Here is a 26448-nt window from a genome sequence, read left to right as displayed (position 1 = left end):
TAGCCAAGTAACCCGAAGCCAAGTAACCCGACAAATCAAGCGAACGATGCTGGCCGCGCCGGCCAGGTGATGACGTAAGGGATCCCGCAAATGTCCATGCTGCCGAATTCGCAAGAAGCCCGGGATGTGGCCTATCAGCTCCACGCCTATACCAATGCGCGCGCCCATCAGCAGGCCGGTCCGCTGGTGATCGAGCGCGGTGAGGGGCCATACGTGTTCGACGCGTCGGGAAAGCGCTATTTCGAGGCGATGGCAGGCCTGTGGAGTGTCGGGCTCGGCTTCAACGAGAAGCGGTTGGTCGAGGCCGCGCACAAGCAGATGCAGGCGCTGCCGTTCTATCACACGTTCTCTGCCAAATCGCACGGCCCCTCGATCGACCTCGCCGAGAAGCTGGTGTCGCTCGCGCCGGTGCAGATGAGCAAGGTGTTCTTCACCAATTCAGGCTCGGAGGCGAACGACACCGTTCTGAAGCTGATCGCCTATCGTTCGAATTCGCTCGGTCAGCCTCAGCGCAAGAAGATCATCAGCCGTATGCGCGCCTATCACGGCGTCACTATTGCATCTGCCAGCCTCACGGGCCTGCCCAACAATCACCGCTCGTTCGACCTGCCGCTGCCGAACATCCTGCATACGGGCTCGCCGCATTTCTACAAGGACGGTGCGCCCGGCGAGAGCGAGGAGGCTTTTGCGACGCGCCGGGCCGAAGAGCTCGACACCCTGATCCAGAAGGAAGGACCTGATACCATCGCGGCCTTCTTCGGCGAGCCGGTGATGGGCGCGGGCGGCGTCATCGTGCCGCCGGCGACCTATTGGGACAAGATCCAGAAAGTGCTGAGCAAGTACGACATCCTGCTGATCGCCGACGAGGTGATCTGCGGTTTCGGCCGTACCGGGAAGATGTTCGGCTGCGAAACCTACGGCATCAAGCCCGATGCGATCGTGGTGTCCAAGCAGATCACGTCGAGCTACTTCCCCCTATCGGCGATCATCATGAACGATCGCATGTTCGAGCCGATCGCCGACGAGAGCAACAAGATCGGCGTGCTAGGCCACGGCTTCACAGCGGGCGGCCATCCGGTCGGCTCGGCGATCGCGCTGGAAAATCTCAAGATCATCGAGGAGCGCGGCCTGGTCGCGCATGCGGCCGAGCTCGGCGCCTACATGCAGGGCCGCTTGCGCGAGCTCACGAGCCATCCGCTGGTCGGCGAGATCCGGGGCGTCGGCATGATCGCTGCGCTCGAGCTCGTGCTCGACAAGGGCCGCAAGACCGCTGCCGCCACGCCAGGCGCCGTCGGCGGCATGGCGAGCCGCATGCTGCAGGAACGCGGCGTGATCGCTCGCAACATGCTCGACGCCATCGCCATCTGCCCGCCCCTGATTAGCACCAAGAACCAGATCGAGGAGCTCGTGGCGACGATCACTGGCGTGCTCGATGACATGAAGCCGGAAGTGGCGAAGCTGCCGCAGGCGTAGGGGCTCGTTCTCTCCTCGACATCGCGAGGAGCCCTTGCGACGAATCCAGACTGCCACTCGGAAAGACTCGGGTTGCGGACCGCCTAAGCCCGCTGAACCCCGATCACGCGGCCTTTCTCGATCGCGAGCGCCAGCTCGCCGCGCTTGAGCTTCAGCGCGGCATCGCCGAACAGCTCGCGGCGCCAGCCGCGCAACGCAGGGACGTCGGCTTCGTCGTCGGCCGCGATCTCCTCGAGGTCGTCGACGGTGGCGATCACCTTGCTGGCGACGGCATGGCGCTCGGCGGTCATGCGCAGCAGCACCTTCAACAGCTCGACGATCGCCGCGCCGTTGTTGTTGTTGCGTGGCTTCTCCAGCTTGGGCAGCGTCGACAAATCTCGCGCCAGCCCGCGCTGGACCGCCGCAACGATGTCCGCGCCCCATTTGGATTTCTCGAAACCCTTCGGCACCGAGCGCAGATGGGCGAGCTTCTCGATCGTGTTCGGCGCGTGGGTCGCGATGTCGCTGACGGCCTCGTCGCGCAGCACGCGGCCACGCGGCACGTCCCGGCTCTGCGCCTCCTGCTCGCGCCAGGCGGCGACTTCCATCAGCACCGCGAGGTCCTTCGGCTTGCGCACCCGGGTCTTCAGCCGTTCCCAGGCGCGCTCGGGGTGGAAGTCGTAGGTCTTCGGCGAGGTCAGAACCTCCATCTCGATGGAGACCCATTCGCTGCGGCGGCGCTTCCTGAGGTCGGCGTCGAGCGCTGCGAACACGTCACGCAGGTGCGTGACGTCCGAGACGGCGTAGTGCATCTGCTCCTTGGTCAGCGGCCGGCGCGACCAATCGGTGAAGCGGTGGGTCTTGTCCGGGCGATGGCCGGTGACTTTTTCGACCAGCGCGTCATAGGCGATGCTGTCGCCATAGCCGAGCACCATGGCCGCGACCTGGGTGTCGAACACCGGATGCGGGATGATGTTGGCCTGGTGCCAGATGATCTCGATGTCCTGGCGCGCGGCGTGAAACACCTTCAGTACGCCCTCGTTGGCCATCAGCTCGAAGAACGGCTTGAGGTCGATGCCGTCGGCCAGCGTGTCGATGACGACCGCTTCCTCGGGGCTGGCCATCTGCACCACGCACAGCAGCGGGTAGTAGGTGGTCTCGCGCAGGAACTCGGTATCGACTGTTATGACGGGGTGCTTGGCCAGCCGGCTGCAGGCAGCCGCGAGGTCAGCGGTGGTGGTAATCAAATCCATGAACGGCCCATGACGCGTGGTACCAGCCGTTCTGCCGAAAGCGCTGTGATGTCAAGGGGCTCTAAGCGAATTCGAGCCTTGCATTTGGACCGGAATCGCTGTTTTCCGACCGAAATCCTATTCGTAGCGGATGCGCTGAGAGGACTTCCGGGCGCAGGGGAGTGCCACCACGAGCACGCACATGGCGACCAATGCCAGACCCAGGAACTCGAAAACCAACAGATCCACGACGGAAATCTCCAGAAACATCGTTAGATTTGTCGGCCGTCCGTTGAGGGTCTGTTAATTCTCGTGGTTACCGGCGGCGGGCCGGGCAGGATGGTGGACGGGGGGTTAATGGCGGCAACTGTCCAAACCGAATTCGGCGCCCCGCATGACGGAGCGCCGATGTTCGATTGCCGTTGCATCCGGCCTTACGGCAGCTTCAGCGACGTCTCCGCATTGTACGGCTTGAGCGTCTCATCTGCTGCCTTCTGGGCGGCGACGAGGGCTTCCTTCGGCTGCTTCTTGCCGTTGAGGACCAGCATCACCTCGTCCTCCAGGTTCTTGCGCACCGGGACGGTCTTGTAGGTCGCAAACCACGGCTTGGCGACGTCGAGCTGCTCGACGGCGGTCTTGGCGTCCGGGTTCTTGTTGAGGAACTCGACCATGTCAGGCGTCTTGTAGGCAGCCATGTTGGGGGCGAAATAGCCGGTGGCGCGGCTCCACCAGGCGCTCTTTTCGGGCGAGGTCATCCACTTGATCAGGGTCCAGGCGGCCTTCTGCTTGTCGGCTTCGACGCCGGCCGGAATGATCAGCGAGGCGCCGCCGATCGGCACTGCGTTTCGGACGTTGCGCGGGATGAAGGCGACCTTGTAGTTGAACTTGGCGTTCTCGCGCACATAGGTCAGCGAGCCCGTCGACAGCATCATCATCGCGGCGTTGCCCGAGATGAAGGAGGTGCTGACGGCAGGTCCCGGCGTGGCGCCGGGCGGGTGGACCTTGTATTTGCTGACGAGGTCGCTCCACCAGGTCAGTGCGCCCAGCATGGAGGGCGTGTCGTAATAGACCTCGCCGCCGAACTCCTCGTTGTAGTACCGCCCGCCATTGCTCATAGTGAGCGTTTCCATCATCCAGCCGCAATAGTCATAGGCGCAGGGGATCGCGATGCCCCATTGGGTCACCTTGTCGCCGTCGCGCTTGGTCAGTTTCTTGGCCCAATCGGTGAGCTCGAGCCAGGTCTGCGGCGGCTTGCTCGGATCGAGCCCGGCTTCCTTGGCCTTGTCGGCATTGATGTAGAGCAGCGGCGTCGAATTCTGGAAGGGGACGCCGTAAACCGAGCGGTTGATCACCGCGTTGCCGCTCAGCGCAGGGAAGAATTGCCCGAGGAACTGGTCCTTGCTGCTGCCGTCGGCGGCGATCAGGCTGTCGAGATTGGTGAGCTCGTTCTCGATCTGCATGTCGAGCAGGAAGTTCGCCGACATGATCACCGCGGCCGGCGGCTTGCCGGCCTTGATCGAGGCGCGCGTCTTGATCAGCGTATCGTCGTAGGAGCCGGTGTAGACGGCGGTCGCCTTGATGTCGGGGTGAGCGTCGTTGAACTCCTTGATCAACGTGCTCATGTCGCGGGCGAGCTTGCCGTCGACGGGCACGGGGAAGAACAGCTCGATGTCGGTCGGACCTTCGCCGGCGAGGGCCGGAAAGGCGAGGGCGCCCGCCATAGCAAGGCCGAGCATGAGCCTGCGGGAGAACAGCATCGACAAATCTCCTATTTGATGCCTGAGGTGACGAAAGAACTGATGAAGCGCTTCTGGAAGATCAGGAAGGTGATGAGCAGCGGCGCGATCACCATCAGCGTGCCGGCGGCGATGGTGCCCCAGGCCTGCGTGCCCTCCGCCGTCGCGGTGAAGACGGACAAGCCAACCGTGAGCGGCCGTTTGTCCGGCGAGTTGATCACCATCAGCGGCCACAGAAAGTCGTTCCAGTGGCTGGTGACCGAGATGATGGCGAACGCCGAGAAGCTCGGCAGCGACAGCGGCACATAGATGTGACGGATGCGCTGGATCAGACTGGCGCCGTCGATCAGGGCGGCGTCCTCGAGTTCGGCCGGAATGGCTTCGAACGCCTGGCGCATCAGAAAGGTCCCGAAGGCGGAGGCGAAGAACGGCATCATGACGCCGGCGAGCGTGTCATAGAGACCGAGCTGCGCGACGAGCCGCAGGTTCGGCACGATCAGCAGCACCGGCACGAGCATCAGCTGCATCAGGAACAGATAGAAGATCAGCGTCTTGCCCGCGAAGTCGAGCCGCGCAAAGGCGAACCCCGCGAGCGTGATCGTGACGAACTGCACCAAGAGGATGCCGGAGCAGATGATCGTGGTGTTGAGGAAGTAGCGCGGGAAATCGCCGATCTCCCAGGCATCCCTGATATTGTCGAGCGTGGGTTTCAGGCTCGGCACCAACTCGGCCACCAGATTGATGCCGTCAGCGGCCGGACGCAGCGTTGCCACGCCCATCCACAGGAACGGGATCAGCCAGGCCAACGCGAGCAGCACGGTCAGCGCGAAGCCGAGCTTCGGCGTGATCTCGTTACGCGTGGCGAGCGGGGCGTCCTTGTAGAGCTTGTCGATCAGCTTCATCGCCCGCCCTCGCGGTTCGCCATGGTCCGGAAGGAGAGCGCGGTGAGGGCCATCAGGGCGGCGAGCGTCAGCAGCGTTGCCGCCGAGGCCATGCCGATGTCGTAATGCTCGACCGCCTGCTGGTAGATGTAGAACAGCACAAGATTGGTGGCATTCGACGGGCCGCCCTTGGTCATGACGAAAACGTGGTCGACCTGTGTCACCGCGTTCAGCGTCGCGATCACGATGACGAACAGGAAGGTGGGCTTGAGCTCCGGCAGGATGATGTAGCGCAGCCGCATGAAGGGACCGGCGCCGTCGAGATGCGCGGCCTCCATCACGTCCTCAGGCACGGCCTGGAGGCCGGCCAGGAAGAACAGCATGTAGTAGCCCGCGTTCTTCCAGATGGTGATGACCATGATCGCGTAGAGCGCGATGTCGGGGTCGCCGAGCCAGTTCGGCAGCACCGGCAGCAGCCGGCCGATGTAGTAATCGAGCAGGCCGACATTGGGCAGGAAGATAAACAGGAACAGCGCCGATGCCGCGACCATTGGAATCAGCACCGGCAGGAACAGCGCAGCGCGCAGCGCGCTGGTCACGGCATTGGTGCGCGCCAGCGCCAGCGCGAACAGCAGCGCAAGGCCGATGCTCGGGATCGCGGTCCCGACGGCATAGATGAGGTTGTTGACGACGGCCCCGGTGAAGGCGGGGTCGGCCAGCACCGCGGCGATATTGTCGAGGCCCACAAAGCGAAGCGGCGCCTTCGGCGTGGCGCGCTGATAGAGCGCATCGATCAGCACGCGCCCCATCGCGCCGTAGGTGAACAGGGCAAGGAAAATCAGGGAAGGCAGCAGCAGCAGATAGGCCGGCAGCGAGGCTTTGAAGCGGCTGGTGAACCGCGTCACGATGTGCAGGCGCGGCGGCGCCGATGCCGCGACCGGGAGAGCCGCGGGTTCAGCGAGGCTCATGTCACCGCGCCGGGAAATTGAGCGCATAGTCGCGTCCGTCCATTCCCGCAGGTGGGTCGAAGGGAAAGCGCAGACTGGTGTCGAGGAAGTCGTGGCTGTGCACGACGAGGTTTTGGTCGTCGATCAGCACCACGCCATAGGCCGGCGGCTCGCGGCTCGCCAAATGGTCCGCGGGATTGGCATCGAGCTCGAACCAGACCTGATGGTTGGTGCCGCGCAGCGTCGAGAACGGGATCTTGCCGTAGCTGCCGAAGATCGGCCGGTGCACATGGCCGAAGAAGAGATGGCGGATGCGCGCGCGATAGGGCGCGATCACCTCGGCGAACTCCGCGCTCTGCTTCAGCGCGATCTCGTCCATCGCGTGCACGCCGACCGGGAAGGGCGGATGGTGCATGAACACGACGAAGGGCTGGTCGTCAGGCGCAGAGGCCAGCGTCTTCGCCAGCCAGTCGAACCGCTTGGCGCAGATCTCGCCGGCATGGCTGGTCTCGTCCAGTGTGTCCAGGAAGACGAACAGGCCGTGCTCGGTGGCACGGGTGCCCTGCACGAAACCGTTGGGATCGCGCGGTGCGGCCTTCAGGCCGTCGAGGCAGGCCACGCGCTTGTCGTGATTGCCGACCATGGCGATGTAGGGGATCTGCAGCGCAGCCATCGCCTCGGCGAAATTGGCGTAGGAGTCAGGCTCGCCCCAATGGGTGAGGTCGCCGGTCACGACCGCGAACACCGCGTCGGACTGGTGCTTGTTGATGTCGGCGATGGCCGCGTCGAGGCGGGCACGCGGGTCGAGGCCATAGAGCTGCTGGCCCGGGCCCGCGAGATGCGTGTCGGTGAGGTGGATGAATTTGAATGGCATGCGCGCGTGTCAGGTCTCTGGGAGGACGGTCGCCTCCGGCAAGACGGCCCGCCAGCCGGTTAGAGTGGGAGTGTTTCAGTTTGATGACAGTGGTTGCCGACGCGGCAAATTGTCGGGCAGAACGGCCGCGGTGGTCAATCCGCTCATCTCGCGATGCGGTAGCCGCCCGAGTATGCAAAATCTCGAAAACAACCCCATGCACAGTAGCCGATGGTTGCCGGACAAGCGGCTTGGATGCTGTTCGAGATCCGTTGACACGTCGGGCAAAACAGCGGCATGATGGCATTATCGGAAAATCCGCAGAGCGCTGGTGCGTAGGCTGGATTAGCGAAGCGCCTCTTTTGCTTTCCGCCTGTCGGAGAGAAGTGGTGGATTACGCCTTCGGCTCATCCACCTTACGTTACCGGTTGGCGTCACGTCCCGCAGAACGTCTGCAACACCCGCTGGTCCGGCAGCGGTGGATCGGCGTAGGCGGAGTATTCGGGCTGGTCTTCGTATGGCTTCGCCAGTACCTTCACCAGCTCCTCGAACGGTGCGTAGTTGTCGTCGTTCACGGCAGCCTGGATCACGGCCTCGACGCGGTGGTTGCGCGGGATGAAGAGCGGATTGACGGCGTGCATCGCGGCTTGCCGCTCAGTTGCGGTCTGCGGCTCCAGCGCGATACGCGCACGCCAGCGTCCGGCCCATTCGTCGAAGGCTGCGGGCTCCATGAACTGTGCGCGGACATCGGCGCCGTCATCGCCAGCGGCATCGCCGAGCTTGCGGAAGGTCAGCGTGAAGTCGGCCTGGTTCTTGGCCATGGCATCGAGCAGGTCCTGGATCAGGGCCTCGTCGCCGTCGCGCTCCGTGAACAGGCCGACCTTCTTGCGCAGGCCGGCCTGATACGCGGCGCTGAACGTCTCGGAGAAAGCGCCGAGAATGTCCTGCGCTTCGGCGACCGCCTTCTCCTGGTCGTCGGAGAAGAGCGGCAGCAGGCATTCGGCGAGGCGCGTCAGATTCCACAGGCCGATGCGCGGCTGGTTGGCGTAGGCGTAGCGGCCCATTTCGTCGATCGACGAAAACACCTGGGCGGGATTGTAGGCATCCATGAAGGCGCAGGGGCCGTAATCGATGGTCTCCCCTGAGATGGAGCTGTTGTCGGTGTTCATCACGCCGTGGATGAAGCCGATCAAGAGCCAGCGAGCGATCAACTCGGCCTGGCGCGCGACGACGCCGGCGAGCAGGGCATGATAGGGCCGCTCGGCATGGAGCAGGTCCTGAAAGTGCCTGGTGATGACGTGATCGGCGAGCCGACGGATCGCATCGGTGTCGCGGCGGACCGCGAAGAACTGAAAGGTGCCAACGCGGATATGGCTGGAGGCGACGCGCGTCAGCACGGCGCCCGGCAGCACGGTCTCGCGGATCACCGGCTCGCCGGTGATGACGGCGGCGAGCGAGCGGGTGGTCGGGATGCCGAGCGCGTACATCGCTTCACTGACGATGTATTCGCGCAAGACCGGCCCGAGCGCGGCGCGCCCGTCGCCGCGGCGGGAAAACGGGGTGGGACCCGAGCCCTTGAGCTGGATATCGCGGCGGACGCCGTCTCTATCGATGACCTCGCCGAGCAAGATGGCGCGGCCGTCGCCGAGCTGGGGCACGAAATGCCCGAACTGGTGGCCGGCATAGGCCATGGCGATGGGCTCGGCTCCATCGGGAACTGTCTTTCCGGCCAGGATGGCCGCCCCTTCAGGGGTCTCCAGCATGTCGGGGTCGAGTCCGAGCTGGACCGCCAGCGGCCGGTTCAGCTTGATCAGCCGGGGCGCGGATACGGGGGTCGGCGCGACGCGGGCGAAGAAGCTGTCCGGCAGGGCCGAATAGGAGTTCTGGAAGGGGAAATGGACCGTCATGGGCTCAAGATAGGGCTGGAACACCTGATGGCAAAGGCTTGGGCCCAAATGGCCCAAAAAGGGGCCTTCGGGCCCGAAACAGGCCCTTCCTTTGGTTGCCGCACCCGGTCTCGTCGGGTAAACCCTGCCGCAGCTTCGGACCGGTCGTTTCAGGCCGTCCGATTCGTATCCTCCGACATTGATTTTGGGACGACCATGCATCGCTACCGGTCACATACATGCGGCGCGCTCCGCGAGAGCAACATCGGCGAGACCATTCGCCTCTCGGGCTGGGTCCATCGCGTTCGCGATCATGGCGGCGTGCTGTTCATTGATTTGCGTGATCACTACGGACTGACCCAGTGCGTGGTCGATCCCGATTCGCCGGCATTCTCGCTGGCCGAAAAGCTGCGCTCGGAATTCGTGGTCAAGATGGACGGCAAGGTCCGCCGCCGCCCCGAAGGCACCGACAATGACGATCTGCCGACCGGCAAGATCGAGGTTTACGTCAGCGAGATCGAGGTGCTGGGACCTGCCGGCGACCTGCCGCTCCCTGTGTTCGGCGACCAGGAATACCCTGAGGACATCCGCCTGAAGTATCGCTTCCTCGACCTGCGACGCGAAAAACTGCACCAGAACATCATGACGCGCGTCGAGATCATCAAGTCGATGCGCCGACGCATGGAGGGGCAGGGCTTCTTCGAGTTCAACACGCCGATCCTGACCGCGTCCTCGCCGGAAGGCGCGCGCGACTTCCTGGTGCCCTCGCGCATCCATCCGGGAAAATTCTACGCGCTGCCGCAGGCGCCGCAGCAGTACAAGCAGCTGCTGATGATGTCGGGCTTCGACCGCTACTTCCAGATCGCGCCATGCTTCCGCGACGAGGACCCGCGCGCCGACCGTCTGCCGGGCGAGTTCTACCAGCTCGACGTAGAGATGAGCTTTGTCACGCAGGAAGACGTGTTCGCGGCGATGGAGCCCGTCATCACCGGCGTGTTCGAGGAGTTCGCCAAGGGCAAGCCGGTGACGAAGGGCTGGCGGCGGATTCCGTTTGCCGAGGCGCTGCGCAAATACGGCAGCGACAAGCCCGATCTGCGCAACCCCATCGAGATGCAGGACGTCTCCGAGCATTTCCGCGGCTCCGGCTTCAAGGTGTTCGCGCGTATGCTCGAAGACCCCAAGAACCAGGTCTGGGCGATCCCGGCGCCGGGCGGCGGCAGCCGCGCCTTCTGCGACCGCATGAACTCGTGGGCGCAGGGTGAAGGCCAGCCTGGTCTGGGCTACATCATGTGGCGCGAAGGCGGCGAGGGTGCGGGTCCTCTGGCGAACAACATCGGGCCGGAGCGCACCGCTGCGATCCGCGCCCAGATCGGCACCAAGGAAGGCGATGCTGCCTTCTTCGTCGCCGGCGACCCCGACAAGTTCTGGAAGTTTTCGGGCCATGCGCGCAACAAGGTCGGCGAGGAATTGAACCTCACCGACAAGGAGCGGTTCGAGCTCGCCTGGATCGTCGACTTCCCAATGTACGAGTACAACGAGGACGACAAGAAGGTCGACTTCTCGCACAACCCGTTCTCGATGCCGCAGGGTGGTCTCGACGCGCTGAAGGGTCAGGATCCGCTGACCATCAAGGCGTTCCAATACGACATCACCTGCAACGGCTACGAGATCGCTTCGGGCGGCATCCGCAACCACGTCCCGGAAGCCATGGTGAAGGCGTTCGAGATCGCCGGCTACGGCGAGCAGGAGGTGGTCGATCGATTCGGCGGCATGTACCGCGCCTTCCAGTACGGCGCGCCGCCGCATGGCGGCATGGCCGCAGGCGTCGACCGCATCGTGATGCTGCTCTGTGGCACGACGAATTTGCGCGAGATCTCGCTGTTCCCGATGAACCAGCAGGCGATGGATCTCTTGATGGGAGCCCCGTCGGAAGCCACCACCAAGCAGCTCCGCGAGCTGCATGTGCGGGTGAACCTGCCGCAGAAGTGAGTGGTGGGCAACGCTACCTCCACATCGTCCTTGCGAGCGTAGCGAAGCAATCCAGAATCTTTCCGCGGAGGAAGTCTGGATTGCTTCGTCGCTTCGCTCCTCGCAATGACGGGGCGAGAGCGTGCGCTCCTGACTGTCCTACAACCCCGTCGATGCCTCGATCCTGAACTGCGCCAGTGCGCTCTGCGGATCGGTCCGCAACAGCTGCATCATCCGTATCAGCGGCGCCTTGGCGCGGGGCGTCAGCTTGATCACGAGCGTCTGGCCCGGCGTCTCAATAAAGCTTGCAATGGCGTCCACCGCCGCACCCGCCTCCGGATTGGCGGAGGCGATCTCCTCCCGATGGACCCTGACGCTGTCGGCAAGCGCCTGGCGCGCAGCGTCGCGGCTGACGTTTTTGCCACGTGCGTACTGCGTCGACGCGGCCTCGACGCCGCCATTGTCACGAAGCGAGAACGCGAGCGCGCCAGCCTCGATCCTTGCTGCCTGGCCCATCAGTTGCGCGGGATCGGTCGAAAACACCTCGCGGGGTACGTTGCCGAGCGTGATGCCTAATTGCGCTTTTGCGATCCCTGCGATGTCAAGCATCGCCGGCGCCAGTGCGAAGCTGTTTGACTGTTCTGTCCAGGCAGCGCCGAGATCGAAGTCGATCGCGAGCTTGTCGATGCCGGCGGCCAGCAACGGGAGCTGCTTCGGATCGGATGGATCGGTCGGCGTGACAAATTTCGCCACCACATGCGCCTTGCTCGGGATCGCGCCGACGAGCTGCCCCCAGTCCAGGCTGAGCGTATCGATCGTGACCAGCTTCCTGGTGTTCTTGAAAGGCGCGGTCACGCCTTTAATCTCCGCGCCCGCGAGCACGCCGAACACCCCCAGCATCTGGTCCGGCGCGGGCGCTCGCCCGGGCGTGACGAGGCCAGCTGCCCAGCGCATCAGGCTCGGCATGCTGAAGGACTTCAGCGCGAAGTGCTCCATCTTGAACTGACCCTGCGGGGTCGGCATGTCGAGGCCTTCCAGCACGATCTTATCTTGATCATATCTGACAGCGTTGAGCTTTCCCGTCCCTTGCGGCGTCTCGACCGTCTGCTGGCCGACTTCGGCCTTGCCGATCCGAAAGCCCTCGAAGATGTCGGCCACCTTCGCGATCATCTCGCGCGACTGCGCCGCCGTCGGGACCGAGCGGTCTGCCGGCATCAATGTCATGATCTCGGCGGGGCGGAATTTCGACGGTTGGATCGCGATGTCGTCGAATGAAAAGCCGCCGATGAGCACGCGCACCCCCGCGGCCATCATCACCGTGTACGACTTGACCGAGATGCGCCGATAAATCCTGTGGAAGCCGTCGTCGCCCGATCCCTGCGGATCGAGTGCGGCCGTTATCGCGGTTGCGTCGAAATCGTTCGCCTCCAGGCCCGACAGCTCGGCGGTCATCTTTTCCGGCTTGCCCGGCTGGCTCACGTCGAGGGAGTAAGCGACGCGATCTGTCTTGGTCATTTCGATCTTGCCGCGATTGACGTTCCCGACCGAAAGCCCGGAATAGACGAAGTCTCCGCTGCCGGCCGTACTGGGGCCGGCATCGATATTGACCATGACGGTCGGCACCACGATCGAGGACGCCGAGACGGCTGCGAATTGCGCGAGCATGAAGCGATACACGTCCATGATCGAGCCGGATAGCTGAGCGCTCGCGGCTCTGGTGGGACCGGCAAAGTCGCGAGCGGTGATCTGCGGGATCTTGTAGTTGGCTTTCACCTTCGCCCGAACGGTATAGGTGAAGGCGACTTCGACCCCGGACACTTCGATGCCGTCCGCCGCGAAATGAGCCTCGTCCGGCTGGCGTACGCCGACAGCCACGAGCTTTGCGATCTTGATGTTGGCCAGCTCCGGCTCGGCGGGCTCGACGTTGATGTTCTCGATCGTCAGGGTGCGGCTCGGCAGATCGAACCCGATCCTGCCGTGGCTCGCCTTGCCGCCTCGGCTGCGGATCTGCTCCAAAGCCGCTTCGATCCCGGTGGTGACGCGATGCTCGACATAGAGGTTGAAGCCGAACCATCCGCCCGCCGCGAGCACGGCTGCCACGATCAGGCCGATCAGGATTCGCTTCATTCCCAGCTCCAGTTGTTCGTTGTGCGCTGCGCAACCTGGCATATTCGGGAAACGTCGCAAGGTCCAGGGAAAGCTAGCGCAATCAGATGTTTGACGGCGCGCCCTGTTGATGGGGATGCAATCGGATGTTGCCACCGGGCCTTCGGCCGTGCTTCATCCGGTTTCCATGACCCGGAAATACTGTCCGCTTGGACGGCTGCTCCGGATGAGGCATTTTGAGGCCGGTAACGCGAGGCAAGAGACCGCATGTCGTCCTATTCTGATGATCTCCACCAGGCGGCACTGGCCTATCACCGTCTGCCGCGCCCCGGAAAGCTCGAGATCCAGGCGAGCAAGCCGCTCGCCAACCAGCGCGACCTCGCGCTTGCCTATTCTCCGGGCGTTGCCGCCGCCTGCACCGAGATCGCCAAGAACCCGGCGGAAGCCGCGACCCTGACGACCCGCGCCAATCTGGTCGCCGTCGTTTCCAACGGCACGGCGGTGCTCGGCCTCGGCAATATCGGCCCGCTGGCGTCCAAGCCGGTGATGGAGGGCAAGGCGGTCCTGTTCAAGAAATTCGCCGGCATCGACGTGTTCGACATCGAGATCGCCGCCGACACCATCGAGCGCGTGGTCGAGACCGTGGCGGCGCTCGAGCCCACCTTCGGCGGCATCAATCTCGAAGACATCCGCGGCCCGGAATGTTTCGAGATCGAGGCGCAGCTGAAGGAGCGCATGAAGATTCCGGTCTTCCATGACGATCAGCACGGCACCGCGATCATCGTCGCCGCCGCCATCAGCAATGGTTTGCGCCTGAACGGCAAGAAGCTGTCGGAGGTCAAGATCGTGGCGTCGGGAGCAGGGGCCGCGGCCATCGCGACCCTCAACCTGCTGGTCTCGATGGGGGCGCAGCGCAAGAACATCTGGGTCTGCGACATCGACGGCCTCGTGCATGAGGGCCGCAATACCACGATGGATCGCTGGAAGGCCGTCTACGCGCAGAAGACCGAGAAGCGCACGCTTGGCGACGTCATCGGCGGCGCCGACATCTTCATCGGTCTGTCGGCACCCGGCGTGCTCAAGCCCGAGATGTGCAAGGCAATGGGCGAGAAGCCGCTGATCATGGCGCTCGCCAATCCGACGCCTGAGATCATGCCGGAAGAAGCGCGAAAAGTACGTCCCGACGCCATGATCTGCACCGGGCGCTCGGACTATCCGAACCAGGTCAACAACGTCCTCTGTTTCCCCTTCATCTTCCGCGGCGCGCTCGATGTCGGCGCCAGCGCCATCAACGAGGAGATGAAGCACGCCGCCGTCGAGGCCATCGCGCAGCTCGCGCGCGAGGCACCGTCGGACGCGGTCTCCCAGGGCAGCCTCGACACCGGCGAGGCGGGCGGCTTCGGGCCCGGCTCGCTGATCCCGAGCCCGTTTGATCCCAGGTTGATTCTCCGCATCGCGCCCGCCGTTGCCAAGGCGGCGATGGAATCAGGTGTCGCGACGCGCCCCATCACCAATTTCGACGAGTATCGCGCGCTGCTCGAGCGCTTCGCGTTCCGCTCCGGCCTCGTCATGAAGCCGATGTTCGCCAAGGCCAAGACCCAGCCGGTGCGCGTGATCTACGCCGAAGGCGAGGACGAGCGCGTGCTGCGCGCCACGCAGGTGGTGCTGGAGGAGAAGCTGGCGACGCCGATCCTGGTCGGCCGTCCCTCGGTGGTGGAGGCGCGCATCAAGCGCTTCGGCCTGTCCATCAAGGCCGGCAAGGATTTCGACCTCGTCAATCCCGAGGACGATCCGCGCTATCGTTCCTACGTGCAGTCCTATGTCGAGCTCGCCGGCCGGCGGGGCGTAACGCCGGATGCGGCGCGCACGGTGGTGCGCACCAACAACACGGTCATTGCGGCGCTCGCGGTGACGCGCGGGGAGGCGGACGCCATGCTCTGCGGCGTCGAGGGCCGCTATATGAGCCATCTGCGTCATGTCCGCGAGATCGTCGGCTTTTCGCCTGGCGTCAGCGACTATGCCGCACTGGCGCTGCTGATCACCAGCAAGGGCGCCTTCTTCATTGCCGACACCCAGGTCCGGCCGAATCCGGGCCCGGAGGAGCTCGCCGAGATCGCCTCGCTCGCAGCGGTCCACGTCCAGCGCTTCAACATCAAGCCGAAGATCGCGTTCGTCTCGCATTCGGATTTCGGCAGCTACGACACCGACTCCTCGCGCAAGATGCGCCGGGCGACCCAGTTGCTGAGGGAGAAGCATCCCGAGATCGAGGCGGACGGCGAGATGCAGGGCGACACCGCACTTTCGGCTGCCGCGCGAAAGATGGTGCTGCCGCACTCCAAGCTCGAGGGCGAGGCCAACATCATGATCATGCCGAGCCTGGATACCGCCAACGTCGCTTATCAGATGATCAAGTCGCTGGCGGACGCGCTCCCCGTGGGCCCGATCCTGATCGGTCCGGCGCGGACCGCGCACATCCTCACGCCGTCGGTGACCGCGCGCGGTATCCTCAACATGACCGCGGTGGCGGTCGTGGAAGCGCAGGAGCGTGCGGCCCGGCAGCAGCCGACCCTGTTTACGTAAGGGCCAGGTCCTGCTTTCCCTCTCGTTCTGCGGGAGAGGGTGGCTCGCCGCGGTAGCGGCGAGACGGGTGAGGGGTTCTCTCCGCGACGCCTCTCTGAATTGAAGTCGTGGAGAGAACCCCTCATCCAGCGCCGTAGCCGAAGCTCGCTTCGGCGTTGCTAAGTACGGCGGCCGAAGGCCGCCTACGCCACTTCTCCCACAAGGGGAGCAGGAGTCCGCCCACACCACCAGATTCGAATAACGCGCAGTTTTCCATTTCCCCGTTTGAAAACCGCAATCGGACTCTCCATAATCCGCAGGCGCACCCCGTGCCCAGTATTTTGCCAAGAGGCCGACCATGCCAGCGTTCGTGACTTTCGGGCGAATTCTATTCGCCGTGCTGTTCATCTACACGGGCGCGACCAAACTCTTCGCCATCCAGGCGACGGCGAATTTCATCGCTGGCAAGCTCGTGATCCCCGATGTGATCGCGCCCTACGCCAAGCAGGTCGAGGCGGCGACCGCCATGACCACGCCGCAACTTCTGGCGATCGCGGTCGGCGGCCTCGAGGTCATCGCGGGGCTGATGATTGCGCTGAATTTCGGCGCGCGCTTCTTTGCGATGCTGATGGTGATTGACGTCGCGGCCTCGACGGTCCTGTTCTCGGATTTCTGGAATCAGGCGGCGCCTGAGAACGCGGCAGTCGTGATCGACGCGCTGAAGAATCTCTCGATCATCGGCGCGCTGTTCATGATCATGGGCTATGGCCGCGCCACGCGCTCGGCCGAGACGGCTTACGGGGACGTGTAGGCGCTAGCTGCGCCGCCAAGGCGTGACGGTCACATCATGCGCCGCATCGAGCAGATACGGCGCGCCCGGGTTCAGTCCGTGTGACGTCAGCACCTCGTGCGGCGTCCGCTTGGGTACATCCCCAAAACAGCCTTCGCCACCGGGCAGCCGCACATGCGGGGCTTCCGACAGCCAGAACGTGTCGTAGCGGTCCATGAACATGTCGAACACGGTGGGGCCGCCGATGACGGCGACCCGTCCCGAAGCGACATCGGCAAAGGCGCAGGCTTCCTCGAAGCTCGCATGCGCGGGATTCCACAGCGTCGCGTTCGGCATCTCCGGATCGACGGTGAGGGTCTTGATCTTGCGGGTCAGGATCAGCCGCTTGCGCTTGGGCGAGTTCGCCTGCGCCTCATAGGAGTTGCGGCCGTGCACGATCAGCGCGGCACCGTCGAGCGCCTGCTCGAAGAACAGCTTGTCGCCTTTGAACCTCAGACTGTCGGGCATGACATGGCTGGCGTCGGCAAGCATGCCGTCCGCCGAGACAATGACGTAGCCTTCGAAATGGAACGACAAGTGACGGCTATTCGGAAACGGTCGTCACCACGGAATTGACCGGACGCGTGCTCACCGTCGGCAGCTTCACGTCCTTCATCAGTTCCTGGTCGTATTCGGGCAGCGAGGCGACCGGCGCCTTGGCGCGCATCGCCACGATCTTGTAGCCGCCGGCCTTGAGGCGGTTCAGCAGCTCCGGCAGGGCTTCCGCCGTGTGCTTCTGGAAGTCGTGCATCAGGATGATGCCTTTGCCCTTCTTCTCGAGCCCCTTCATCACGGTGTCGATCACCTTCTCGGGCTTCGACGCCTTGAAGTCGAAGGAGTCGATGTCGCAGGAGAAGATCGCGACATTGCGGTTGCCGAGATAGGTGACCATTTCAGGCGGATGTTGCAGCGCCGGGAAGCGGAAGAATGCGGCCGGCGAGATACCTCCGAGCGCCCATTTCACGGCGCTGATGCCTTTCTCGATCTCCTCCTTGCGCTGCGCTTCGGACAGCTTCTTGTCGTTGAGGTTGGCGTGCGACCAGGTGTGGGTGCCGACGGTGTGACCGGCCGCGTAAACCTGCTTCAGGAGCTCCGGCTCGTAGGTGGCGTGCTTGCCGATCGAGAAGAAGATGCCGGTGGTGCACTGGTCGGCGAGCGCCTTCAGCACGGCAGGCGTGTTGCGCGGCCAGGGGCCGTCGTCGAAGGTCAGCACGACCTCCTTGTCGCGCAGGAAGTCGAGCTCCTTGAAATGCTCGAAGCCGAAGCCGGGGCCGCCTGTCGTGTCGATCTCGACGGTGCGGGCGACGCCCAGCGCGTTCGGATTGGTGCACGCGGCGCGCGCCGGCTGCGGCGCCTGTTGCGGCGGAGGCGGGAACGCGGCGGCGTTCGGTTGCGCCGCAGCCGCTGCTGGGGCCGCGGCTGCCGGAGCCGCAGCCGGTGTGGCCGCGGGAGCCGCCTGCGTCGCGGCCGCGGGTTTTGCAGCCGGGGTCTGCGACCATGCCGCGCCTGTCAGCGCAACGGAGATCGCGCTTGCCAAAATCAGTTTTGCCGCCACACGCATGGTGTTGTCCTCGAGATTGATCCCGTTGTTCCGCCGCGGCTTTTCGCCTCCGGCAAAACCCATCCTGCCCAAATATCTTAGCGCTGATCCTAGCCTAGATGGTGCTCCATCGCCATTGCAACGGCTGTTTGACGCTCCACGACAATTGTGCCCAGCCCTGTTTGAGTCGGGCGCATCAGCTGTCCGCCAACGCCCGGGCAATCGCGGTCTTGATGCGGGTGTCGGCTGGCTCCACGGCGGATGGAAATACCTCGGCGATGTAGCCGTCGTGGCCAATAAGGTATTTGTGGAAGTTCCACTTCGGAACCTCCTTGGGGCGCGCCTCGGCCGCCCATTTGTAGAAAGGATGCGCTTTTGGTCCGACCACGACGGCCTTGGCGGCGATCGGAAAGGTAACGCCGTATTGGTGGTGCGCGGTCTCCGAGATCTCGCTGGTGCCGCCGGGCTCCTGGCCGCCGAAATCATTGGAGGGGACAGCGATGACCGTAAAGCCGCGCTCGCGAAACTCGCTCCAGATCTCCTGCAGCCCCTGATATTGCGGGGTGTAGCCGCAGAGCGAGGCCGTGTTGACGATCAGCAGCGGCTTGCCAGTGAAGGCGGCGAGGCGAATGTCGTCACCTGATAGCGCGGGGAAAGAGAATGGGTACGCGGGCATCCGGCTCATCCCGCCACCGGCCCGTGCGCGCGTTGCCGAGGCGGCTGCTGCGAGCAGCGCCGTCGTGAGTACGGTTCTGCGGTTCAACATGGCGGCGTCCCCGGATGTGATCCGGGGCGAAGCTTACTCCGCCGCGGCGACTGGCCTGCTCAACACCGCGTTATCGCGGTGCCCGGCTAGTAGAGGCGGACGATGAAGTCGGTGCCTTCGCCGGTTTCACCCTGGTTGATGCCCTGGTCGGACACGATGACCGAGCCGCCCGACGTGAGCATCTCGTTGATCTTGGCTATGGCGTCTGCAGGGATCGTGATCCGGTCCAGTGCCTCGGCCGGGCTGTCGGGCGTGATGACGGGCTTTGCGGCAACGGGGATCACCGCGGCGCCGCGCTGGCGGCGCAGGACGTGACCGTCATCGTCGCGCGCGGCGGCACGGACGGCGACGGGCAGCGACACCACTGACCAATGCAGCGCATTGGCATCGGTCTTGTCGGCTTCGGCAGTGAAGACATGGGTGCCGAGCGGCCGGTCGCTCGCCGCAATCGTCACGGGCACATCGAACAGCGGCGCAAAGTTCTGCCGCACATAGAGCTTGGAATCCTTGCGGCTGATGAACACCGCAATCTGGCCGCCCCGCTTTGGCAATTCGGGCTTCACCGACGGCGCGGGATCGGCGACACGGGTCGGGTCTTTCGTCACGTCCGGAGAAGCGGCTTGCGCGGGGGCCATGGCCGACGCGGCGTCGGGCTTTGGCTCGATCGCGGCTGCGTCGGCCTTGGTCGGCTCTGCATCCGAACTTGCCTTGGGCGCTTCCGCGGCCTCGGCTGGCTTCGCTGCAGTATTCGCCGCATCTGTGGGCTTAGCCGTTTCGTCCGCCTTGGCAGTGGCCTGGGGCTGCCTGGCCAGCTCGGAGGCCTCGACGTCGGTCTCGACCTCAGCCTTGGCGCCTTCGTCGCGGATCGGCGCATTGCCCGTGGTCGCATCCGACATCACGATATGGCCGACCGTGGAGCGCAGCTCCGGCACGCCTTCAGCGCTGGCGGTTTTGGTCTCAACAGGCCCGATTTCGACAGATTTGGCGTCCGCGACCTTGGTCTCCGGCGCGCCCTTGTCCGCCTTCTCGCCGGCGCTGGTCGTCGGCTCGAGGCTTGCCGCAGGCTGCGGCGTAGCGCGCAGCGAGGCGAGCAACGGATGCGAGAAGCTTTGCGGTGTCATCTGGCCGGGCGATACGATCACGCGCGCACCCATCTTGGTCCAGTTCCACATCTTCACCGCGAACGCCATCGGCATGCGGATGCAGCCGTGCGAGGCCGGATAGCCCGGCAGCACGCCGGCATGCATGGCGACGCCGGACCAGGTGATGCGCTGCATGTACGGCATCGGCGCGCCGCTATAGATGTTGGAGTGGTGGAATTTGTGCTTCTGGATGACGCTGAACACGCCCATCGGCGTCGAATGGCCCTTCATGCCCGTCGACACCGGCGACTCCGCGAACACGCCGTTGGAGTCGTAGACCGTCACCTTCTGCCGGTCGATCGAGACCACGATGACGAGTGGACCCTGCGGCTTCGCGTTGGTCTCCTTCTCGAGGTGCGACGCTTTCTTGGTCTTTGCGGCTGCCGCGCCGCGCTTCTGCGGCTTCACGCGCGGCTCCTCGGGATACCGCTCCTGCCGTCCGTACGCTCCGTCGGAATAATCGGGATAATAATAGAACGCTGCTTCAGCCTGACCAGCCGTACCGATCGCACCGGCCGCCGCCAGAAGAGCGACCTGCCACAGCCGTGCCGATGCGGCTGAAACATGGGACCCGTTCACGCTGTTCATTCCTCGAATCCGCATCCTATTCAGACGTTAGTGTCGCAGAGGGGATACGCGTTCACCAGCACGGCAGTTCTGCGATCAGCGACTTTTGTTTTGGACGTAGCAGAAAAGCCTCACGGAGCGGTAAACGGCGGCCGCGGCCGGCTTCCGTCACCTTCCTGATCGGCCGCCTCGTGCCTACATTGCGAGGACTTGTTACCGGAGAACTTCATGTCATCTCGTTTCCCCGGTCTTTCCGGCATCCGCTTGAAAGGCCTTGCTTTATTCCTTCTCGCTCTGACCGTGCCGCTGGCGTCCGCCTCCGCCGCCGACGAGCCCGATCTCATCTTCCGCCGCTCCACGGTGTTCAAATGGATGAGCCCGAATGACAAGCTCGCGACCTATGGGCTGGATGATCCAGAAGTCGAGGGCGTGGCCTGTCATTTCACCGTGCCGGAAAAGGGTGGGTTCAAGGGCTGGCTCGGTCTTGCCGAGGAGGTCTCGGACGTCTCGCTGGCCTGCCGCCAGATCGGTCCGATCAAGTTCAAGGACAAGATGGAACAGGGCGACGACATGTTCCGCAAGCGCCGCTCGCTTTTCTTCAAGAAGATGCAGATCGTGCGTGGCTGCGACGCCAAGCGCAATGTGCTGGTCTACATGGTCTATTCAGACAAGCTGATCGAGGGATCGCCGAAGAACTCGACCTCGACCGTGCCGATCATGCCGTGGGGGCCGGCTGACGCGAACGTCCAGAAGTGCGGCGACTTCTTCACGCAGTGACGCTCTGGCGTTCACCAGTGACGCGCTGGCGTTCACTCAGTGCTCGCGCTGCGTGGACGCTTGCTCCCAAGCTGGTTCAAGCCATCGCGCGCCCCCATCTGAAATGATTGATGATTTCGGGGAATTGTTTCGTCGCGCGAGGGCGACGAAACAATTCTCATCGGGAACGACATCATTTTGGGCTTTTGGCGCATCACGGGAGAAACCGCAGATGGTTATCAGGCTGACAACGACGACGGCACACCGCCGGCCCCGCAATTCGGAGACAGATCATGCGCGCGCTCAGCTTCATCCTCGCTTTCGGCTTCGTGCTCGCCGGTTCCTCGTTTGCCGGCGCACCTGACGGCACTTTGCCCGGCATCGGCACCTTCCAGTACAGTGGCTCGCCGATCACCACGACTGCGCCGCAGCCGGTCGTCCTGGCGTCGCGCGTCTGATCCCAAATAAGAAAATCAGCCGTCAAAGGCCATCATGTACCTTCGTCTCGGCGCTGCGGCGTTCCTGTTCCTTCTGACGATCGGCTCCTCTCAGGCGCAGGTGCGCGCACCGAGCCGGTTGCCGGACGCGCGTAACGAGTTCGTGCGGCAATGTGCTCCGCGTATGCTCGGACGCTGGGAGCATCCGGAAGAGGTTTGCGGCTGCCTGCACGATCATGCCGCCGCCGTGGTCGAGGATCGCGACCTCCGCGAAGCACTGCTGCGCGGCATCAGCGAGACCGGTGTTCCGACCATCGAGACCGATTGGGTGCCGGCCGCGAAGCAGAGCGAGATCGGCGCGACCTTCACCAAGATCGCCAAGCCGACCTTGCAGTGCATGTTCGACCCCGCGAAGTCTTGAGCCGTCACCTCGACTTCGGGCCGAATCGCGCCACGCAATTGGCTGTTCGCACGACGCCCTTGTCCGTCATCTTCGAACCGCGCACTTCCTTGACCTGTCCGGCCGGACAAGTTCCGTCATCCACTTGCACCCGCTGGCCGAGCTTGAGATCGACGATATCCTGCTCACGGCCGACCGTCGTTGCGTAGGCCGTCGAGGCAAGGATGGTGGAGATCAGAAGCGCAAGGCAGGTTGCGCGGGCAAATGACGTAGCGTCTGACACGATGAGAGATCCCGGAATCGATTGCCGCGATGTTAAGGAGCGGTCCGCGATTCTGATAGTCAACCTTCGTCACGCCCGACGAGCCGATTTGGCTTTGCTGCGCAAGGCGGCGCGCGCTTCCCGGGCCAGCCGTTCGGCGGCGGAGACGAGGTCTGGAACCGCGTGCCCCGAGAATCCCAGCACGAAACCGGGCAAAGGGCGTGCCCGCGCATAGGTGTCGGCGAGCAACCAGCCTTCCGCGCCCGCGGCCAGCTTCGCCTCGGCCGCAATCGCCGGGGCAACCGACGGATCGAACCGCGCGACCAGGTGCAAGCCCTGCGACGGCACCGGGACCGACAGCGTACCATCTGACGTCGCTTCGAGCGTTTGGGCCAAGACGTCGCGCGCCTCGCGATAGAGTTTTCGTACGCGCTTCAGATTGGCCGCGAACGCGCCGGAGTTCAGCATGTCAGCGACGGCGCCTTCCATCAGCGTCCCGGGGAAACGATCGAGCGCAGCGCGTGCGGCCGTGACGTCGGCAATCAGGTTCTCGGGCAGGGCGCAATAGCCGATGCGAAGGCCCGGAAACAGCGTCTTGGCGAACGTGCCCATGTAGATCACGCGCTGGAGCTGATCGATGCCAGCAAGCGACATCAGCGGCGCGCCGTCGTAGCGGAACTCGCTGTCGTAGTCGTCCTCGAACACGAACGCGCCGGCCTGCTTGGCCCAGTCGAGCAGCTCGACCCGGCGCGGCATCGACATCTGCACGCCCAGCGGAAACTGATGCGACGGTGTGACATAGGCTGCGCGCGCGGACGGCGCGGCGGCGCGGCCCCTGGCGACCTGCAGTCCGTCCACGTCGACCGGAACGGGCACAATGCGATAGCCGCACTGCGCCATGGTCCTGCGCGCAATGGGGTAGCCAGGGTCCTCGCACCAGACCTGATCGCCGGGCTTCAGGATCGCGCTGAGAACGATTCGCAGCGTGTGCAGCGTTCCTGACGTCAGCATGATCTGATCAGGATCGCAGCGCAGCCCCCGCGCCGACAGCAGATGATCGGCGATCGCAACGCGCAACTCGCGGCTGCCGCGCGGGTCGCCGTAATGCAGATGTTCGCCACCGAAGGCCCGCATCCGCCGGCCGGCGAAAGCGCGAAAACGTTGTACAGCGCGCGCGTCAATATGAGTGCAGCCGAGCGCCAGCGCGCCTTGCCTGGGCGCCTCGACGATGACCATCGGCTTGTTTGCGGCTACGGCGCGTGCGGGAATGCGCGCGGCGACGAAGGTCCCCGAGCCGACGGTCGCTTGCGCAAATCCGTCGGCGATCAGACGTTCGTATGCCGTGACGACGGCGTTGCGCCGAAAGCCGGTCTGCTTTGCCAGCCTGCGCGACGGCGGCAGCGGCTCGCCTGATTTCACCAGGCCGGAGACGATCATCTCGCACAGCGCCTGATAGAGCCGGTGCGCCGAGGAGGCGCCGGCGGTGATGTGGGGGCCAGTCAGATCGAGCGGCAGCTCGGCTTTCCCAGGCGAATTGGTCGGAATTATTTGCATGGAATTGGTACTATCGCAGACCAAATGCGCAGCTACAACTCTTCTGGAATTGTTCGGGGCATGACAGGAGCGGCCGTGAGCCAGATTGAAAGCCAACAGTCCTATCCGACGTCAGCACGCAACCAGGTGAAGCGCCGGCACGACCGCGGCTTCTATGATCATGCCACCGTTCACCGCATCCTGGACTCCTCGATGATGTGCCACGTGTCCTATGTGATCGAGGGGCAGCCCTATTGCACGCCGACCTTCTTCTGGCGCGAGGGCACAAAACTCTATTGGCACGGTTCGAGCGCGAGCCGCATGCTGCGCAACCAGACCAGGGGTGACCGGGTGTGCCTGACGGTCGCGCATCTCGACAGCCTGGTGCTGGCGCGCTGCGGCTTCAATCACTCCGCCGATTATCGCGCGGTCATGGCCTTTGGCACCGCCTATCTGGTCACCGACCCCGCGGAGAAGGAGCGGGCCGTGGTCGCCATGGTCGACCGCTTCTTTCCGGGTCGCACGGCGAGCCTGCGGGCCAGCAGCACCCAGGAGGTCAAGGCGACCTCCTTCATCGCGATGCAAATCGAGGAGGCCTCCGCAAAGGTCCGCGCCAAGGGCGTTGCCGACGACGATGAGGACTACGAATTGCCCATCTATGCCGAGCGCATTCCGGTCCGCACCGTTCTCGGCGCGCCGGAACCTTGTTCGCGTCTGCTCGATGGCGTGAGCCGGCCTGCGACACTCAAGGGCTACTCGGAAGGCCGACTGCTCGAAGATGCATTGCGGGATGCTTATTTTGCGGAGTACCCGAACGGCTGAAATCGGCTAGCTTGCGCGCACAATTGATCAACGGATGCGCGGAGTTGCCCAATGAATGCCGAAACGCAGCAGAGGATTCTTGACGCGGTCGACGCCGGCTTCGAAGCCCAGCTCGCGACCACCCGTGAGTTCGTCGCGATCCCTTCGACCCGTGGGGCGGAGGGGCCGTGCCAGGACATGATGGGCGATCTCCTGCGCGCGCGGGGCTACGAGGTCGACGACTGGCACATCAATGTCGACGATTTGCGAGATCTGCGCGGCTTCGGACCGATCGAGCATGATTTCTCCAGGGCACGTTCCGTCGTCGGCACCTATCGCCCGACGACCGAGGCCGGCAAATCGCTGATCCTCCAGGGCCACTGCGATGTTGTGCCTGCGGGGCCGCTGGAATTGTGGGATACCCCGCCGTTCTCGCCGATCGTCAAGGACGGCAAGATGTTCGGCCGCGGAGCCTGCGACATGAAGTCGGGCACCATCGGGGCGCTCTATGCGCTGGACGCGATCAAAGCGGCTGGCTTCAAGCCGACGGCGCGGATTCACTTTCAGTCTGTCATCGAGGAGGAGAGCACCGGCGTCGGCGCCCTCTCGACGCTGCAGCGCGGCTATCGCGCCGATGCCTGCTTCATTCCGGAACCGACAGGCGGCAAGATGGTGCGCTCGCAGGTCGGCGTGATTTGGTTTCGCCTGCGGGTGAAGGGCCATCCGACGCATGTTGCGTTTGCCGGCTCCGGCTCCAATGCGATCATGGCGGCCTATCACCTTGTCCAAGCCTTGCAGAAGCTCGAGATCGAGTGGAATGAGCGCGCCAAGGCCCATCGTCACTTCAAGACGCTCAACCACCCCATCAACTTCAACCCCGGCATCATCAAGGGCGGCGATTGGGCCTCCAGCGTGCCGGCCTGGTGCGACGTCGATTGCCGCATCGCCGTTCTGCCCGGTTGGTCGGTCGCCGATCACCAGAAGGAGATCCTTGCCTGCGTCACAGCCGCCTCGCGCAATCACCGCTTCCTCGCCAACAACCCGCCGGAGGTCGAATGGTCGGGCTTCCTCTCGGAAGGTTATGAGCTGACCGATTCCGCCGCGCCGGAAGCCGCGTTCGGCAAGGCGTTCAACAAGGTCTATGGCGGTGCGGTCGAGGATCTCGTCTTCACCGCTCTGACCGACACTCGCTTCTACGGCCTCAACTGCGGCATTCCGAGCCTTTGCTTCGGCGCCAGCGGCGGCGCGATGCACGGCTTCAACGAATATGTCGAGCTGGACTCGCTGAAGAAGACCACCAAGGCGATGGCGCTGTTCATTGCGGAATGGTGCGGGGTGGAGAAGGCGTAGGAGCGAGTCCCGATCTCTCCGCCGTCATTGCGAGGAGCCCGCGACAAAATTGCGTAGCAATTTTGCGCTGGTGCGACGAAGCAATCCAGACTGTTGCTGAGGCGGCAGGCTGGATTGCTCACATGGGGAGTTTGCGTGTCAAGGTGTTTGATCAGCTCTTTGTTCGATTGCAGGCCAGCTCTTCGTCCCGACCGTGGCAGTGTGAAGATGGCGCGCGCAGGTCACGTCAAGGTCGGCCCGGAGGGCCGCCGCGCAGCGGCTTGACCTTGACTTGACCGAGCACGCCATCAGGCTGGTGTGGTCGGGCGTAGCGGCGGAAGCTCCTTTCGGTTTGCGATCCAAGGGTCGAGCCGGTTTTGGCAATCTGGTTTGCATGCCAGATCAAACTCACATTCGGTCGTCGCGAGGGTCACGACTGCACCAACATTCCGCTTGCGGCGGGCAG

The 26448-nt window shown here is 64.1% G+C and carries 22 protein-coding genes; 9 read left to right on the top strand and 13 right to left on the bottom strand.

The window, feature by feature from the left end; all coding sequences use genetic code 11:
* Positions 1-90: 90 nt before the first annotated feature.
* Positions 91-1473, top strand: a complete 1383-nt coding sequence (locus tag BM222_RS26615) for an aspartate aminotransferase family protein (RefSeq protein WP_092234525.1) — start codon at positions 91-93, stop codon at positions 1471-1473.
* Between the two features lie 83 nt (positions 1474-1556).
* On the opposite strand, the gene rnd is transcribed toward BM222_RS26615, so the two are convergent.
* The 6 genes from rnd to BM222_RS26585 all read right to left on the bottom strand — a co-directional run bounded on the left by rnd (position 1557) and on the right by BM222_RS26585 (position 9008).
* The gene (rnd, locus tag BM222_RS26610) at positions 1557-2705 is read right to left on the bottom strand and encodes a ribonuclease D (RefSeq protein ID WP_092234522.1); all 1149 of its coding nucleotides are present in this window, start codon (positions 2703-2705) and stop codon (positions 1557-1559) included.
* Positions 2706-3118: 413 nt separating this feature from the next.
* Positions 3119-4441: an ABC transporter substrate-binding protein gene (locus BM222_RS26605; protein ID WP_092234520.1), complete on the bottom strand. Its 1323-nt coding sequence runs from the start codon at positions 4439-4441 to the stop codon at positions 3119-3121.
* An 11-nt stretch (positions 4442-4452) separates the two neighbouring features.
* Complete coding sequence (locus BM222_RS26600; protein WP_092234517.1) at positions 4453-5322, bottom strand: carbohydrate ABC transporter permease; 870 nt, start codon at positions 5320-5322, stop codon at positions 4453-4455.
* Positions 5319-6269, bottom strand: a complete 951-nt coding sequence (locus BM222_RS26595; RefSeq protein WP_177243479.1) for a carbohydrate ABC transporter permease — start codon at positions 6267-6269, stop codon at positions 5319-5321. Before BM222_RS26595 ends, BM222_RS26600 begins: the two co-directional genes overlap by 4 nt.
* A gap of 1 nt (position 6270) precedes the next feature.
* Positions 6271-7122: a phosphodiesterase gene (locus tag BM222_RS26590; protein ID WP_092234511.1), complete on the bottom strand. Its 852-nt coding sequence runs from the start codon at positions 7120-7122 to the stop codon at positions 6271-6273.
* Between the two features lie 413 nt (positions 7123-7535).
* A complete protein-coding gene (locus tag BM222_RS26585) occupies positions 7536-9008 on the bottom strand; it encodes a protein adenylyltransferase SelO (protein WP_092234732.1) in 1473 nt (490 codons plus the stop codon).
* A gap of 195 nt (positions 9009-9203) precedes the next feature.
* Here BM222_RS26585 and aspS point away from each other — a divergent pair, with 195 nt between their 5' ends.
* A complete protein-coding gene (gene aspS, locus BM222_RS26580; protein WP_092234508.1) occupies positions 9204-10976 on the top strand; it encodes an aspartate--tRNA ligase in 1773 nt (590 codons plus the stop codon).
* Positions 10977-11114: 138 nt separating this feature from the next.
* On the opposite strand, the gene BM222_RS26575 is transcribed toward aspS, so the two are convergent.
* On the bottom strand, positions 11115-13082 hold the full coding sequence (locus BM222_RS26575; RefSeq protein WP_092234506.1) for an aq_1923 C-terminal domain: 1968 nt from the start codon (positions 13080-13082) through the stop codon (positions 11115-11117).
* 246 nt (positions 13083-13328) lie between these two features.
* Between BM222_RS26575 and BM222_RS26570 the strand changes: the two genes are divergently transcribed.
* Both BM222_RS26570 and BM222_RS26565 read left to right on the top strand, forming a co-directional pair.
* Positions 13329-15641, top strand: a complete 2313-nt coding sequence (locus BM222_RS26570; protein ID WP_092234503.1) for an NADP-dependent malic enzyme — start codon at positions 13329-13331, stop codon at positions 15639-15641.
* Between the two features lie 337 nt (positions 15642-15978).
* Entirely contained in the window at positions 15979-16431 is a 453-nt protein-coding gene (locus tag BM222_RS26565; protein WP_092234500.1) for a DoxX family protein, read from the top strand.
* A gap of 3 nt (positions 16432-16434) precedes the next feature.
* Here BM222_RS26565 and BM222_RS26560 read toward each other — a convergent pair whose 3' ends face one another.
* From BM222_RS26560 to BM222_RS26545, 4 genes are all read right to left on the bottom strand, one after another.
* Positions 16435-16986, bottom strand: a complete 552-nt coding sequence (locus tag BM222_RS26560; RefSeq protein ID WP_177243478.1) for a dihydrofolate reductase — start codon at positions 16984-16986, stop codon at positions 16435-16437.
* A 7-nt stretch (positions 16987-16993) separates the two neighbouring features.
* A complete protein-coding gene (locus BM222_RS26555) occupies positions 16994-18010 on the bottom strand; it encodes a polysaccharide deacetylase family protein (RefSeq protein ID WP_092234728.1) in 1017 nt (338 codons plus the stop codon).
* A gap of 175 nt (positions 18011-18185) precedes the next feature.
* Positions 18186-18755, bottom strand: coding sequence for a glutathione peroxidase (locus tag BM222_RS26550; RefSeq protein WP_092234499.1), 570 nt, complete (start codon positions 18753-18755; stop codon positions 18186-18188).
* 86 nt (positions 18756-18841) lie between these two features.
* Positions 18842-20485 carry a L,D-transpeptidase gene (locus BM222_RS26545; protein WP_177243477.1) on the bottom strand — a complete coding sequence of 548 codons (1644 nt, stop codon included), beginning with the start codon at positions 20483-20485 and terminating at the stop codon, positions 18842-18844.
* Between the two features lie 207 nt (positions 20486-20692).
* Here BM222_RS26545 and BM222_RS26540 point away from each other — a divergent pair, with 207 nt between their 5' ends.
* From BM222_RS26540 to BM222_RS26535, 3 genes are all read left to right on the top strand, one after another.
* Entirely contained in the window at positions 20693-21241 is a 549-nt protein-coding gene (locus BM222_RS26540) for a CreA family protein (protein WP_092234492.1), read from the top strand.
* A 272-nt stretch (positions 21242-21513) separates the two neighbouring features.
* A complete protein-coding gene (locus BM222_RS41320) occupies positions 21514-21678 on the top strand; it encodes a hypothetical protein (protein ID WP_177243476.1) in 165 nt (54 codons plus the stop codon).
* 34 nt (positions 21679-21712) lie between these two features.
* Positions 21713-22078, top strand: coding sequence for a hypothetical protein (locus tag BM222_RS26535; protein ID WP_092234489.1), 366 nt, complete (start codon positions 21713-21715; stop codon positions 22076-22078).
* A 4-nt stretch (positions 22079-22082) separates the two neighbouring features.
* On the opposite strand, the gene BM222_RS26530 is transcribed toward BM222_RS26535, so the two are convergent.
* Both BM222_RS26530 and pdxR read right to left on the bottom strand, forming a co-directional pair.
* On the bottom strand, positions 22083-22340 hold the full coding sequence (locus BM222_RS26530) for a DUF6719 family protein (protein ID WP_092234487.1): 258 nt from the start codon (positions 22338-22340) through the stop codon (positions 22083-22085).
* 69 nt (positions 22341-22409) lie between these two features.
* Positions 22410-23873 carry a MocR-like pyridoxine biosynthesis transcription factor PdxR gene (pdxR, locus tag BM222_RS26525; RefSeq protein ID WP_092234484.1) on the bottom strand — a complete coding sequence of 488 codons (1464 nt, stop codon included), beginning with the start codon at positions 23871-23873 and terminating at the stop codon, positions 22410-22412.
* A 75-nt stretch (positions 23874-23948) separates the two neighbouring features.
* Between pdxR and BM222_RS26520 the strand changes: the two genes are divergently transcribed.
* On the top strand, positions 23949-24674 hold the full coding sequence (locus BM222_RS26520) for a pyridoxamine 5'-phosphate oxidase family protein (protein ID WP_092234726.1): 726 nt from the start codon (positions 23949-23951) through the stop codon (positions 24672-24674).
* A gap of 51 nt (positions 24675-24725) precedes the next feature.
* Positions 24726-26003, top strand: a complete 1278-nt coding sequence (locus BM222_RS26515) for an ArgE/DapE family deacylase (protein ID WP_092234481.1) — start codon at positions 24726-24728, stop codon at positions 26001-26003.
* Positions 26004-26448: the final 445 nt, after the last annotated feature.

The sequence above is a fragment of the Bradyrhizobium sp. Gha genome (assembly GCF_900113735.1).
Lineage (GTDB): Bacteria > Pseudomonadota > Alphaproteobacteria > Rhizobiales > Xanthobacteraceae > Bradyrhizobium.
The sequence above is the reverse complement of the archived record's forward strand: the minus strand, read 5'-3'. Positions and strand labels throughout refer to the sequence as shown.